The sequence below is a fragment of the Compostimonas suwonensis genome (genome assembly GCF_002797855.1).
Lineage (GTDB): Bacteria > Actinomycetota > Actinomycetes > Actinomycetales > Microbacteriaceae > Compostimonas > Compostimonas suwonensis.
Map to the genome: position 1 here is coordinate 379,074 of NZ_PGFB01000003.1, position 12,577 is coordinate 391,650.

A 12,577-nucleotide genomic window follows, 5' to 3' on the forward strand; every position below is an offset into this window, starting at 1 on the left:
GCGTCCGAAGTTCGCACGGGTCGGGGAGTGAAATGTGGTGGCGCCCGCAGTCAGCGGGCGTCCCCCGCCTGAGGTAGCTTGGAGGAATGACGACAGGGGCCGGCATGCAGGGGGTTCACGCTCGCGCGCCGGGCAAGATCAACGTCTTCCTGAAGGTCGGTCAGGTCATGGACGACGGGTATCACGACGTCGCCACCGCGTACCAGGCGGTCTCGCTGCACGAAGACGTCTTCGCCTACGAGGCCAGCGACTTCTCGGTCACGCTGAGCGGCAGCATCGACACGATCGACGTGCCCACCGACGGCTCCAACCTCGCGATCAAGGCCGCTCGAGCGCTCGCGCGCAAGACCGGCTACCGCGGCGGGGTGCGGCTCGAGATCGAGAAGCACGTGCCCGTCGCCGGCGGCATGGGCGGGGGCTCGGCGGATGCCGCGGCCACCCTGCTGGCCTGCGACGCGCTCTGGGGCACCGAGTGCAGCCGCGAGGAGCTGCTCGCGATCGCCGCGAAGCTCGGCGCCGACGTGCCGTTCGCCTTCACGGGCGGCACAGCCGTGGGCACGGGCCGCGGCGACCAGCTGAGCCCGGCCCTCGCGACGGGCCACTTCCAGTGGGTGCTCGCCTTCGCCGAGTTCGGCATGAGCACCCCCAAGGTCTACAGCGAGCTCGACCGTCACCGTGAGCGTCACGCCCAGGACATCTTCCCGACCCCCGCGCAGCCGACGGTCGACGCGAACGTCTTGCAGGCGTTGCGCTCGGGCGACCCGCGTCTGCTCGCCGAGTCGCTGCACAACGATCTCCAGGCCGCCGCCCTGCACCTCGCGCCCGGGCTCACGAACGTGCTCGAGCTGGGCGAGGAGAACGGCGCCCTCGCCGGCATCGTCTCGGGCTCCGGGCCGACGGTCGCGTTCCTCGCGGCCGACGTCGACGCCGCGCTCGAGCTCCAGGTGGCGTTGAGCGCTGCTCGCGTCACGGTCGCGCGCGCGACGGGCCCCGTGCACGGCGCCCGCCTCATCCACGACTGACGCACGCACGTGCACGTGCACGCGCGAGTCGCGGCACGTGCAAATCCCGGCGGCACGTGACTTTCCGCGGGCCCGCGAGACTTTCACGTGCCGCGATGCCGACAGCGCGCGGCCTACCCCACCCCGTGGGCGGTGAGCAGTGCGAGAACGGCGGCGTCGGCGGCATCCGGAAGCGGCTCGTCGCGCACCACGAGATAGGCGTTCGCCCCGTCGAAGAGCATCGTGAGCTGGATCGCGAGCGACGTCGGATCGACCGCGCCGGCCAGCCGGGCCTGCTGCTCGAAGTAGTCCTGCAGCCCGATCTTCTGCTGTTTCGCGAGCTGCGAGGCCGGGTGGCTCGGATCCCTGAGCTCGCTCGCCATCGAGACGAGCGGGCAGCCGTGGAAGTCGGGCCCGGCGCCGTGCTCGCGGAGCAGCGCGAACACGCCGAGGATCCTCTGCCTCGGCGTGCCCTCATCGCCCGCGGGAATCGCGAGCGCCGCGAGCTGAGGCCCGCGCTCGCGCATCGTCGCGGCCGCGATCTCGTCTTTGTTGGCGAAGTAGGCGTAGAGCGAGCGCTTGGAGACCTGTGCCTCGTGGCTCAGCTCGTCGACGCTCACGGCGTGCATGCCCTTCGTGTAGAAGAGGCGGGATGCCGCGTCGATCACGCGCTCGCGGGGCTTGGGCCGCACGGCGGCGGCCGTCGGGCCCGCCGTGCGCCGAGTGCTCCCGGAGGGCGTGCTAGCTGTGTCCATCGTCCCAGGATAGCCGGGAGCTTGCGGAAAGTAAACTAAATCGTTTACTCTGCTGAGAGCAAGGTAAACGAAACCGTTTACATCGAAGCCGCGGCAGTGCCGCAGGAAGCAGGATCACCATGGTCGACATCGCGGGACGAACCGTCATCGTCACAGGCGGCAGCCGAGGGCTCGGCAAGAGCTTCGTCGAGGGCCTCCTCGAGCGCGGGGCGGCGAAGGTCTACGCGACGGCACGCGTGCCCCGGCCGTCGACCGATGAGCGCATCGTGCCGCTCGCCCTCGAGGTGACCGACCGGGCCTCGATCGATCGGCTCGTCGCCCAGGTGCAGGATGCGACGGTCCTCATCAACAACGCGGGCGTCGCCGTCAGCGCCTCCTTCCTCGACGGAGACGTCGACGGGATCCGCCGCGAGTTCGAGACGAACTTCTTCGGACCCGTCGCCCTCACCCGTGCCCTCGCGCCGGTCATCGAGGCCAATGGCGGAGGAGCGATCCTCAACGTGCACTCCGCGCTCTCCTGGTACGCCGTCGGCGACTCGTACAGCGCCACGAAGGCGGCCCTGTGGAGCGCCACGAACTCGACGCGGCTCGAGCTCGCGCCTCGCGGCATCCACGTCGTCGGCCTGCACGTCGGCTATGTCGACACCGACATGACCTCGGGCGTCGACGCGCCCAAGTCGCAGCCGGCGGATGTCGCGCGCCAGGGCCTCGACGCCATCGAGTCGGGCGACTTCGAGGTGCTCGCCGACGACACGGCGCGCACCGTCAAGGCCGGCCTGAGCGCGGGCCTCACGGCGCTCTACCCGCAGCTCGCCGGCTGAGCGGTCGCATCCCGAACATCACCGTTCTCCGAAGGTCGAACCGTCAGCTCGTCGAAGGGGATCGCTCGACCCGGGCCCTCCGACGGGCTCAGGGAACGCGACCCCCGCCCGGCGCTCAGCCGATGCGCTCGGAGAGCTCCAGCCAGCGGGTCTCGAGCTCGACGACCTCGGCCTCGAGCCCGCGCAGCCTCTCGGTGATCGCGATGATGCCCTCGTAGTCGCTCTGGTCGTGCTCGGCGAGCGCGTCGTGGGTGCTCGCGATCTCGCCCTGCACGCGGCCCAGCCTGCGGTCGATGGAGGAGAGCTCCTTCTCGGCGGCGCGCAGCTCGGCGCCCGAGAGCGCGGGCGCGGCAGACGACGTCGGTGCTGCGGCGGCGGATGCCGCGGCGGCGGTCTGAGCCGACACCGCCGCCGCGGCATCCTGCTGCACGCCCTTACGCAGCTCGAGATACTGGTCGACACCGCCCGGCAGGTGCCGCAGGTGCGCGTCGAAGATGCCGTACTGCTGGTCGGTCACGCGCTCGAGCAGGTACCGGTCGTGCGAGACGACGAGCAGGGTGCCCGGCCAGGAGTCGAGGAGGTCCTCGATGGCGGCGAGCATGTCGGTGTCCATGTCGTTGGTGGGCTCGTCGAGCACGAGCACGTTGGGCTCGTCGAGCAGGATGAGCAGCAGCTGCAGGCGGCGTCGCTGGCCGCCCGAGAGGTCGCGCACGGGCGTCGAGAGCTGCGCGCTCGTGAAGCCCAGCCGTTCGAGCAGCTGGCCGGGGGTGAGCTCCTTGCCGCCTGCGACGTAGGTGGTGCGCTTGCGGCCGATGACGTCGCTCACCCGGTCGGTCCAGACGTCGCCGAGCTCGCCGAGCTGCTGCGAGAGGGTCGCGATCCGCACCGTCGTGCCGCGCTTGACCCGCCCGGTCGTGGGCAGCACCTCGCCGGTCACGAGGCCGAGCAGCGTCGACTTGCCGGCGCCGTTGACGCCCAGGATGCCGGTGCGCTCGCCCGGCGCGATGCGCCACTCGACGTCGCGCAGGATGGGCCGGCCGTCGTAGCTCACCGAGACGTCGAGCAGGTCGACCACGTCTTTTCCGAGGCGCGAGGTGGCCATCTGGGTGAGCGAGACCGTGTCGCGCACGGGCGGCTCGTTCTCGATGAGCTCGTTGGCGGCGTCGATGCGGAACTTCGGCTTCGAGGTGCGGGCCGGGGCGCCGCGGCGCAGCCAGGCGAGCTCCTTGCGCATGAGGTTCTGCCGGCGGGACTCGGACGCCGCGGCCATCCGGTCGCGCTCCACCCGCTGCAGCACGTAGGCCGCGTAGCCGCCCTCGAAGGGCTCGACGACCGCGTCGTGCACCTCCCAGGTCGTCGTGCTGATCTCGTCGAGGAACCACCGGTCGTGGGTCACGACGAGCAGGCCGCCGGCGCTCGCCGACCAGCGCCGCTTGAGGTGCTGGGCGAGCCAGGCGATGCCCTCGACGTCGAGGTGGTTGGTGGGCTCGTCGAGGATGAGGATGTCGTCGTCGCCGATGAGCAGGGCCGCGAGGGCCACCCGCCGGCGCTGGCCGCCGCTCAGCTCGGAGATCTGCGCCTGCCACGGCACGTCGGTGAGCAGGCCCCCGATGACGTCGCGGATGCGGGCGTCGCGCGCCCACTCGTGCTCCTCGGCCCCGCCGACGACCGCCTGCGCGACCGTGAGGCCGTCGTCGAGCACGTCGGCCTGGTCGAGCATGCCGACGCGCACGCCCCGGCGCATCGTGACCCGCCCCGAGTCGGGTTCGAGCCGCCCGGAGAGCAGGGAGAGCAGCGTGGACTTGCCGTCGCCGTTGCGGCCGACGATGCCGATGCGGTCACCCTCGTTGACGCCGACGGTGACCGATTCGAAGATCACGCGCGTCGGGAATTCGAGATGCAGCGCTTCCGCGCCGAGAAGGTGGGCCATGCACCCAGCCTAGGTCGGTGCGCGGCGCCCGCCCGCCGCCGGCCGTTCGGCACCCGTCGTCGGCCGCTGTCGTCCCAGCCTGCCTGTCCGTCCGTCCGCCCGTCCGTCCGCCCGTCAGTCGAAGTCGAGGCTCAGCTTGCGCAGCAGGGCGGCGAGGCGATCCTGGTCGGTGGAGGAGAGCACGTCGAGCAGCTCGGCCTCGGCGTCGACGAGACGGGTGATCGCGGCATCCACCCGGGTCAGCCCCTGGCCGGTCATGGTCACGAGGATGCCGCGGCCGTCGTTGGGGTCGGTACGCCGTTCGACGAGGCCGCGGCCGACGAGCCGGTCGATGCGGTTGGTCATGGTGCCGCTCGAGACGAGCGTCTGCTGCAGGAGGGCCTTGGGACTCAGCTCGTAGGGCGTTCCGGCGCGGCGCAGCGCGGAGAGCACGTCGAACTCCCACGACTCGAGCTCGGAGCGCTCGAAGGCCGTGCGGCGTGCGCGGTCGAGGTGCTTGGCGAGACGCGCGACGCGCGAGAGCACCTGCAGGGGCGAGAAGTCGAGGTCGGGTCTTTCGCGCAGCCAGGAGTCGACGATCCTGTCGACCTCGTCATTGCCCGCGTTCATCGGGCCATCTTATTCTCGTGCGCCGGCGTGCGCTGTCGCGGGGGAGCGATCCCGCCGTTTGGCAGCGTCGTCTCGTGGCCACCCCGACCGGCCTCGCGCCCCGGTTCGCGAGCTCGGAGGCATCTGGCAGACTTGATGGGTGCGTCCCGCAGGGCGCGGTCCGCCTTGGTGTAATGGCAGCACGACAGCCTTTGGAGCTGTTAGGTCTAGGTTCGAATCCTGGAGGCGGAGCTCGAAGCGCCGCAGGGGAACGCCGGAACACACACGCAAGACCACACGTGGGAACGCGCGGACGACACGCGAGGGAACGCGCACGACCACGCGGATCCGCGCAGGAGACATTGCACGAACACCGCACGAACGCCGCAGGAAACACGCACGAAAACACGAGGAGTGCCCAAGTGACCAATCCACAACTGGCCGTCGTGATCCTGGCTGCGGGCCAGGGCACCCGTATGAAGTCCCGTACTCCCAAGATCCTGCACGAGCTCGCCGGCATCCCGCTCGTCGTGCACGTGCTGCAGACGGCGCACGCCCTCGACGCGGCACACGTCATCGCCGTCGTGCGGCACGATCGCGACGCGGTCGTCGAGGTCATCGCCGAGCACGCCCCGAGCACGACGATCGTCGACCAGGACGAGATCCCCGGCACCGGCCGTGCCGTCGAGGCGGCGCTCGGCGGGCTCCCCGACGACTTCTCCGGGCGCCTCGTCGTGCTGAGCGCCGACGTGCCGATGCTGGATGCCGCGACCGTGCGCGCACTCGTCGCGACCCACGACGAGCACGCCAACGAGCTCACGCTGCTCAGCGCGATCTTCGACGACCCGACCGGCGCCGGCCGCATCCTGCGCGCGGCCGACGGCTCCTTCGAGGGCATCGTCGAGCAGAAGGACGCGACCGACGAGCAGCGGGCGATCACCGAGATCAACGCGGGTGTCTACGTCTTCGACGTGCCGAGCCTGCGCCGGGTGCTCGTGACGATCGGAACCCAGAACGCGCAGCACGAGAAATACCTCACGGATGCCGCTGCGGGCATCAAGCTCGCCGGTGGCCGCATCTCGGCGGTGCCCGTCTCCGACCCGTGGCTCGTGCAGGGCGTGAACGACCGGGTGCAGCTCTCCCAGGCCGCCGCCGAGATGAACGCGCGGATCATCCGCGCCTGGCAGCTCGCCGGCGTGACCGTGCAGGACCCCGCGACGACGTGGATCGACGGCGACGTCAAGCTCGCCGAAGACGTCACCATCCTGCCCGGAACCCAGCTCAAGGGCGCCACCCTCGTCGAGCGCGGGGCCACGGTCGGCCCCGACACGACGCTCGTCGACTGTGAGATCGGCGAGAACGCCGTGGTGAAGCGCAGCGATGCCACCCTCGCGGTCGTCGGGGCCGGGGCATCCGTCGGGCCTTTCGCCTTCCTGCGCCCGGGCACCTATCTGGGCGAGGACGGCAAGATCGGAACCTTCGTGGAGACCAAGAACGTGAAGATCGGGCGGGGCAGCAAGCTGCCGCATCTCTCGTATGCGGGGGACGCCGAGGTGGGCGAGCACTCCAACATCGGCGCCGGCACGATCTTCGCCAACTACGACGGGGTCGCCAAGCATTCCTCGGTCGTGGGCTCCCACGTGCGCACCGGCTCGCACAACGTCTTCGTCGCGCCGATTAGGATTGGCGACGGAGCGTATACAGGTGCGGGCACCGTCGTGCGAAAAGACGTTCCACCGGGCGCGCTGGCCATCAACGTCGCCCCGCAGCGCAACATGGCCGGCTGGGTTGAAGCCAACCGGCCGGGAACCGACGCGGCGAGAGCTGCTGCGGAGAGCGGAGAGTAAGTGTCCGGCATCAAAGTCACCGGAGAGAAGCGGCTCGTCCTGATCTCGGGGAGAGCCCATCCGGCCCTTGCCGAACAGATTGCCGAGGAGCTCGGATCCGAGCTCGTCCCGACCGATTCCCGTACTTTCGCCAACGGCGAGATCTATGCGCGGTTCGATGAGAGCGTGCGCGGAAGCGACGCCTTCGTCATCCAGTCGCACACCGCCCCGATCAACGAGTGGCTCATGGAGCAGCTCATCATGGTCGATGCGCTCAAGCGAGCCTCGGCCAAGCGCATCACCGTCGTCGCGCCGTTCTACCCCTACGCCCGTCAAGACAAGAAGGGCCGCGGCCGCGAGCCGATCTCCGCCCGTCTCGTCGCCGACCTGTTCAAAGCGGCGGGCGCCGACCGCATCATGTCGGTCGATCTGCACGCCGCCCAGATCCAGGGCTTCTTCGACGGCCCCGTCGACCACCTCTTCGCGATGCCCGTGCTGCTCAAGCACATGCGCGAGAAGCTCGAGCAGAGCACGCTCACGGTCGTCTCACCCGACATGGGCCGGGTGCGCGTCGCCGACATCTGGAGCGACAAGCTGGGCGCCCCGCTCGCGATCATCCACAAGCGCCGCGACCCCCTCGTTCCCAACCAGGTCTCGGTGCACGAGATCGTCGGCGAGGTCGAGGGCCGGGTCTGCCTCATCGTCGACGACCTCATCGACACGGGCCGCACGATCGTGAAGGCCGCCGAGGCGCTCAAGGCCGCCGGTGCGATCGGCGTCGTCGTCGCCGCGACCCACGCGGTGTTCAGCGACCCCGCCGTCGAGCTGCTGCAGAGCGAGGCGATCGACTCGGTCGTCGTCACCGACACCCTGCCCGTGCCGCCCGAGAAGCGGTTCGAGAAGCTCACGATCCTGCCGATCGCGCCGCTGCTCGCCCAGGCGATCCACGCGGTCTTCGACGACGGCTCGGTCACCTCGATGTTCGACGGAGCCGCGTAGCTCTTTCCGCTGCGCCGCCGCCCCTCATCCGTCTCACCGGCCTCGTGCTCGCCTCGCCTCGCCTCGCGCTCGCCTCGTGCCCACACTCACACTCGTGCCCACACTCAAAACGACGGACTTTCTGCCCAGAACTCGCGTTTTCGCGCCTTAAAGCCCATGAATCGGCGAAATGTCCGTCGTTGTGAGAACGATCCGTCGTTGTGAGAACGAAACGAGGGGAGAGGGGCGGGGCGAGACGGGAGGGCGGTCAGATCTGGCGCAGCGGCGTGCCCGGAAGCACCGGAGCGGCCGGGATGATGCCGAGGGGCATCAGGAAGTGCGCGCCCTCGCTGCCGTCGATCCAGTAGCACTGCCAGCCGAAGCCGCCGGGGCCCATGATCTCGAAGGCGGCCCTGCCGGCGATCGAGTCGGGCTTGTAATACGCGGAGTTGCTCGCGCAGGTGTTCGAGGCCGTGCTCGCGGCGACGCCCCAGGTCACGAGGATGCCGGGAACCACGAGAGCGACGAGCGCGAGCACCACGACGACGCGCATCATGACCACGACACGGTGGCTGCGCAGCGGCCGGTTGTGCGGCTCATAACCCGCGAGCTCGGGTTCGTCGTCGTAGAAACTCACAGTTCAGTGCACCACACGGCGTGCCTGCGCACAAACCGTTCCTGCCCGTGTCGGCGTTCTCGCAGGCGTGTCCGTGGGCGGCTCGCGCGTTCTTCCCACGGCGCGGCGCGCAGTGCGCAGCCCTGAACGCTCAGCGCTCAGCCCTCAGCCCTCAGCCCTCAACGCTTAACGCTTAACGCTTAACGCACGGCGCACGGCGCACGGCGCACGGCGCTCAGCCCTCAGCCCTCAACGCTCAGCCCTCAACGCACGAGCAGTACGGATGCGACGCCCGCAGCACAGGCCAGCAGCGTGACCCCCGCTGCCGCGAGCACCGCCGCGGGCGGCACCGGTCGCGTGGGCTCGCGGTCGAGCTCGCGCCGCCGGTGGGTTCCGTAGACGACGGCCGCGACCGCCGCGAGCAGCAGCACGGCCCCGACGACCGTGAAGCCGGCGAACCCGCCCACCCAGCCGCTGCGGATGGCGAGCAGCGCGTTCACCACGAGGGCGAGCGCCGTGCGGTTCCACGAGAGCGCGGTGCGCTCGGGCTGCACGCCGTGGTCGCGTGCGGGAGGAGTCGCGGCATCCATCGTCATGCCTGCTCGCCGGTCACGATCGCCGAGCCGCTCACCACTGCACGACGAGCAGAACGGCGATGGCGGCGGCGACGGCGAGCGTCACGGCCGAGATGAGGGGGATGGCGACGGTGCTCGGCAGGCGCCGGTGGTGCCGCATCGCGATCTCGTTGGCGCGCCATCGCAGGTAGGCGAGAACACTCAGCGTCGCCGCGAGCACCCCGAGCACGACGGCGAGCACGACCACGACGACGTGCGGGCCGAGGGTCGTCGAGAACTGCTCGAGCAGCACGCCGCCGGCGAGGATGGCGAGGGCGGTGCGGATCCAGGCGAGGAAGGTGCGCTCGTTCGCGAGGGTGAAGCGGTAGTCGGGGTCTTCGCCGTCGTTCCGCCACTGTGGTTCGCGCATGTGTGCCACCTCTCCGTGCTCCATTGTGCCCCGTCGGCGTGCTGCGCCCGCGTGCTGCGCCGGCGTGCTGTGCCGGCGTGCGCCGGACGAGAGAACGGGCCCGCCCGACAGGATGTCGGACGGGCCCCGTTCGCGAGACGCCGAACGCTAGTGCGTCGAGGGCTCGGTCTCGATCTCGCTGCGGTCGTCGCTCCACAGGGTGTGGAAGACGCCGGGCTTGTCGACGCGCTTGTAGGTGTGCGCTCCGAAGAAGTCGCGCTGACCCTGCACGAGGGCGGCGGGCAGGCGCTTCGACGCGAGCGAGTCGTAGTAGCTGAGCGCCGCGCCGAAGCCGGGGATCGGCACACCCGAGAGGGCCGCGGTCGAGACGATGCGGCGCCAGGCAGCCTCTCCGTCGGCGACGGCCTTGGCGAAGTACGGGTCTTCGAGCAGCGTCGTGATGCCGGGGTTGTTGGCGTAGGCGTCGACGATGCGGTTGAGGAAGCGCGCGCGGATGATGCATCCGGCCCGCCAGATCTTCGCGACGGCGCCCTTGTCGATCTCCCAGCCGTACTTGGCGGCACCGGCGATGATCTCGTCGAAGCCCTGCGAGTAGGCGACGACCTTTGAGGCGTAGAGGGCGGCGCGCACGTCGTCCTCGAAGCCCTCGTAGCGCTCGGCGGGCGTCGGACGCGAGGTCACGACGGCCTGCACGGCGGAGCGCTGCTCGGGGTGGCTCGACACGGCGCGCGCGAACACGGCCTCGGCGATGCCGCCGACGGGCGTGCCCAGGTCGAGGGCGTTCTGCACGGTCCAGACTCCGGTGCCCTTCGAGCCGGCCTCGTCGAGCACGATGTCGATGAACGGCTCGCCGGTCTCGGCGTCGACCTGCTTGAGCACCTCCGCGGTGATCTCGATGAGGTACGACTCGAGGTCGCCCTGGTTCCACTCGGCGAAGACCTCGGCCATCGCGGCGGGCTCGTAGCCGCCGATCGTGCGCAGCAGGTCGTAGGCCTCGGCGATGAGCTGCATGTCGGCGTACTCGATGCCGTTGTGCACCATCTTCACGAAGTGGCCGGCGCCGTCGGTGCCGATGTGGGTCACGCAGGGCTCGCCCTCCGCGACGGCGGCGATCGAGGCGAGGATGGGGCCGAGGGTCTCGTAGGACTGCTTCGAGCCGCCGGGCATGATCGACGGGCCCTTGAGGGCGCCCTCCTCACCGCCGGAGATGCCGGCGCCGACGAAGTGGACGCCGGTCTCGCTCACATCCTTCTCGCGGCGGATGGTGTCGTGGAAGTTCGCGTTGCCGCCGTCGACGATGATGTCGCCCGGCTCGAAGCGCTCGGCGAGCTGGCTGATGACGGCGTCGGTTCCCGCGCCCGCCTGCACCATGATGATGGCCGTGCGCGGCTTCGCGAGCGACGCGACGAACTCGTCGATCGTCTCGCTCGCGATGAAGCCCGCCTCGGGATGTTCTTCGATGAGCGTCTGGGTGCGCCCGTAGGAGCGGTTGTAGACCGCTACGGTGTTGCCCTCACGGCTGGCGAGGTTGCGGGCGAGGTTCGAGCCCATCACCGCCAGGCCTACGACACCGATGTTTGCGACTGGGGTTTCTGGCACGGTTCTCTCCTTAGAGACGTCGAGGTGTGTCTCCAGCGTAGTGTTTGAAGGCGAACCACGACCGAAACGTTCTGACAAGGATCGTCATGCCAGCTCCCTCGCCCTCCTCGCCCGCCGAGGCCTCGCACCGCCCGCCTCTCGTGATCGTCATGGGCGTCAGCGGCTCGGGCAAGTCGACCGTCGGCGAGGGTCTCGCGGCCGCCATCGGCGTGCCGTTCGCCGACGCCGACGACCTGCACCCTGCGGCGAACGTCGCCAAGATGTCGGCCGGCGTCCCGCTCGACGACGCCGACCGCTGGCCGTGGCTCGCGCGCGTGGGAGAAGAGCTCGAACGAGCGGATGCCGCGGCCACCGGCCTCGTGATCGCCTGTTCCGCGCTCAAACGCTCCTACCGCGACGCCATCCGCGCCGAGGCCCCGTCGACCTTCTTCCTGCAGCTCGACGGCTCGCCCGAGCTGCTCGCCGCCCGCATCGGCGCCCGCGCCGGTCACTTCATGCCGCCGGCCCTGTTGGCCTCCCAGCTCGCGACGCTCGAACCGCTCGCCGACGACGAGGCGGGGGCCACGATCTCGATCGACGACGATCCCGCCGGCGTCGTGCGCAGCGCAGTCGCGGCGATCGCCGTCGCCGTGTAAACTCATCCACTGAACTTCGGCGAGGGATCGTCATCCGCACCTTCACGGGCGCGGCAGCATCCGTGATCGACGCGGTGGAGCAGGCTTCGCACGTCTTTTCCTCACGCTTGATGCGTTCGAGTTGACACATTTCATTCAGACAGCGGGCCGCGCGCTCACTAACACCGTTCATCAAGGAGAACTCTCATGGCTGACGACGACATGACCATCGCCGCCGAGGTACGCAGCACATTCGGCAAGGGCGCTGCCCGCAAGCTCCGCGCAGCGGGCAAGACCCCGGCCGTGATCTACGGCCACGGCACCGACCCGCAGCACGTCGCGCTTCCCGCGCACGAGCTGCAGCTGCTGCTGCGCAAGGCGAACGCCGTGCTCGACCTCGACATCGAGGGCACGAGCCAGCTCGCCCTCGTCAAAGACGTGCAGAAAGACCCGGTGCGCCAGATCATCGAGCACATCGACCTCATCGTCATCCGCAAGGGTGAGAAGGTCCAGGTCGAGGTCGCCATCCACGTCGCGGGCGAGCCCGTCGCGGGAACCGTCGCAGAGCTCGACGCGAAGACCCTGCTGCTCGAGGTCGAGGCGACCAACATCCCCGAGAGCGTGACGGTCGACGTCGAGGGCCTCGAGGCCGGCACCCACGTGCTCGCGAAGGACGTGCCGCTGCCCAAGGGCGCGACCCTCATCACCGACGAGGAGACCCTCGTCATCGCGGTCAGCGTTCCCTCCGAGCAGGACCTCGGCGACTCCGAGTCCTCCGAGACCGAGGCGGAACCCGCCGCCGAGGCGGCTGCCGAGTAGTCATCGGCCTTCCCGCCTTCCTCGGCTTCCGCACACGGAGGATCCC

The 12,577-nt window shown here is 70.0% G+C and carries 13 protein-coding genes and 1 tRNA gene; 7 read left to right on the top strand and 7 right to left on the bottom strand.

The window, feature by feature from the left end:
- Positions 1-86 precede the first annotated feature (86 nt).
- Positions 87-1,022 carry a 4-(cytidine 5'-diphospho)-2-C-methyl-D-erythritol kinase gene (locus CLV54_RS09565; protein WP_245861556.1) on the top strand — a complete coding sequence of 312 codons (936 nt, stop codon included), beginning with the start codon at positions 87-89 and terminating at the stop codon, positions 1,020-1,022.
- A 113-nt stretch (positions 1,023-1,135) separates the two neighbouring features.
- Here CLV54_RS09565 and CLV54_RS09570 read toward each other — a convergent pair whose 3' ends face one another.
- Complete coding sequence (locus tag CLV54_RS09570; RefSeq protein ID WP_100344738.1) at positions 1,136-1,756, bottom strand: TetR/AcrR family transcriptional regulator; 621 nt, start codon at positions 1,754-1,756, stop codon at positions 1,136-1,138.
- Positions 1,757-1,875: 119 nt separating this feature from the next.
- Here CLV54_RS09570 and CLV54_RS09575 point away from each other — a divergent pair, with 119 nt between their 5' ends.
- Positions 1,876-2,577 (top strand): SDR family oxidoreductase, encoded by a 702-nt coding sequence (locus CLV54_RS09575; RefSeq protein WP_100344739.1) that lies wholly within the window; start codon positions 1,876-1,878, stop codon positions 2,575-2,577.
- Positions 2,578-2,692: 115 nt separating this feature from the next.
- On the opposite strand, the gene CLV54_RS09580 is transcribed toward CLV54_RS09575, so the two are convergent.
- A complete protein-coding gene (locus tag CLV54_RS09580; protein WP_100344740.1) occupies positions 2,693-4,507 on the bottom strand; it encodes an ABC-F family ATP-binding cassette domain-containing protein in 1,815 nt (604 codons plus the stop codon).
- Positions 4,508-4,621: 114 nt separating this feature from the next.
- Positions 4,622-5,116, bottom strand: coding sequence for a MarR family winged helix-turn-helix transcriptional regulator (locus CLV54_RS09585; RefSeq protein ID WP_100344741.1), 495 nt, complete (start codon positions 5,114-5,116; stop codon positions 4,622-4,624).
- Positions 5,117-5,275: 159 nt separating this feature from the next.
- Here CLV54_RS09585 and CLV54_RS09590 point away from each other — a divergent pair.
- The 3 genes from CLV54_RS09590 (at position 5,276) to CLV54_RS09600 (ending at position 7,920) form a co-directional block, all read left to right on the top strand.
- Positions 5,276-5,347: transfer RNA gene (locus CLV54_RS09590), tRNA-Gln, on the top strand.
- A gap of 170 nt (positions 5,348-5,517) precedes the next feature.
- Complete coding sequence (gene glmU / locus CLV54_RS09595) at positions 5,518-6,942, top strand: bifunctional UDP-N-acetylglucosamine diphosphorylase/glucosamine-1-phosphate N-acetyltransferase GlmU (protein ID WP_100344742.1); 1,425 nt, start codon at positions 5,518-5,520, stop codon at positions 6,940-6,942.
- The gene (locus tag CLV54_RS09600; protein ID WP_100344743.1) at positions 6,943-7,920 is read left to right on the top strand and encodes a ribose-phosphate diphosphokinase; all 978 of its coding nucleotides are present in this window, start codon (positions 6,943-6,945) and stop codon (positions 7,918-7,920) included. It begins immediately after the preceding gene.
- A gap of 247 nt (positions 7,921-8,167) precedes the next feature.
- Here the strand turns inward: CLV54_RS09600 and CLV54_RS09605 are convergent, their stop codons facing one another.
- The 4 genes from CLV54_RS09605 to gndA form a co-directional block, all read right to left on the bottom strand.
- Positions 8,168-8,536: a hypothetical protein gene (locus tag CLV54_RS09605; protein WP_100344744.1), complete on the bottom strand. Its 369-nt coding sequence runs from the start codon at positions 8,534-8,536 to the stop codon at positions 8,168-8,170.
- 242 nt (positions 8,537-8,778) lie between these two features.
- Positions 8,779-9,111 (bottom strand): DUF202 domain-containing protein, encoded by a 333-nt coding sequence (locus CLV54_RS09610; RefSeq protein ID WP_211294505.1) that lies wholly within the window; start codon positions 9,109-9,111, stop codon positions 8,779-8,781.
- A gap of 31 nt (positions 9,112-9,142) precedes the next feature.
- Complete coding sequence (locus CLV54_RS09615; protein ID WP_100345035.1) at positions 9,143-9,499, bottom strand: YidH family protein; 357 nt, start codon at positions 9,497-9,499, stop codon at positions 9,143-9,145.
- A gap of 147 nt (positions 9,500-9,646) precedes the next feature.
- Positions 9,647-11,050, bottom strand: a complete 1,404-nt coding sequence (gndA, locus tag CLV54_RS09620; RefSeq protein ID WP_245861614.1) for an NADP-dependent phosphogluconate dehydrogenase — start codon at positions 11,048-11,050, stop codon at positions 9,647-9,649.
- A 134-nt stretch (positions 11,051-11,184) separates the two neighbouring features.
- Between gndA and CLV54_RS09625 the strand changes: the two genes are divergently transcribed.
- Entirely contained in the window at positions 11,185-11,733 is a 549-nt protein-coding gene (locus tag CLV54_RS09625; protein WP_100344746.1) for a gluconokinase, read from the top strand.
- A 186-nt stretch (positions 11,734-11,919) separates the two neighbouring features.
- Complete coding sequence (locus CLV54_RS09630; RefSeq protein WP_100344747.1) at positions 11,920-12,531, top strand: 50S ribosomal protein L25/general stress protein Ctc; 612 nt, start codon at positions 11,920-11,922, stop codon at positions 12,529-12,531.
- Positions 12,532-12,577: the final 46 nt, after the last annotated feature.

Bases quoted from the DNA above. Each gene is read 5' to 3' on its own strand.
- CLV54_RS09615 (WP_100345035.1), bottom strand. From the start codon at position 9,499: ATGCGCGAACCACAGTGGCGGAACGACGGCGAAGACCCCGACTACCGC.
- CLV54_RS09570 (WP_100344738.1), bottom strand. From the start codon at position 1,756: ATGGACACAGCTAGCACGCCCTCCGGGAGCACTCGGCGCACGGCGGGC.
- gndA (WP_245861614.1), bottom strand. From the start codon at position 11,050: ATGGGCTCGAACCTCGCCCGCAACCTCGCCAGCCGTGAGGGCAACACC.
- CLV54_RS09585 (WP_100344741.1), bottom strand. From the start codon at position 5,116: ATGAACGCGGGCAATGACGAGGTCGACAGGATCGTCGACTCCTGGCTG.
- CLV54_RS09580 (WP_100344740.1), bottom strand. From the start codon at position 4,507: ATGGCCCACCTTCTCGGCGCGGAAGCGCTGCATCTCGAATTCCCGACG.
- CLV54_RS09565 (WP_245861556.1), top strand. From the start codon at position 87: ATGACGACAGGGGCCGGCATGCAGGGGGTTCACGCTCGCGCGCCGGGC.
- CLV54_RS09625 (WP_100344746.1), top strand. From the start codon at position 11,185: ATGCCAGCTCCCTCGCCCTCCTCGCCCGCCGAGGCCTCGCACCGCCCG.
- CLV54_RS09610 (WP_211294505.1), bottom strand. From the start codon at position 9,111: ATGACGATGGATGCCGCGACTCCTCCCGCACGCGACCACGGCGTGCAG.
- CLV54_RS09630 (WP_100344747.1), top strand. From the start codon at position 11,920: ATGGCTGACGACGACATGACCATCGCCGCCGAGGTACGCAGCACATTC.
- CLV54_RS09575 (WP_100344739.1), top strand. From the start codon at position 1,876: ATGGTCGACATCGCGGGACGAACCGTCATCGTCACAGGCGGCAGCCGA.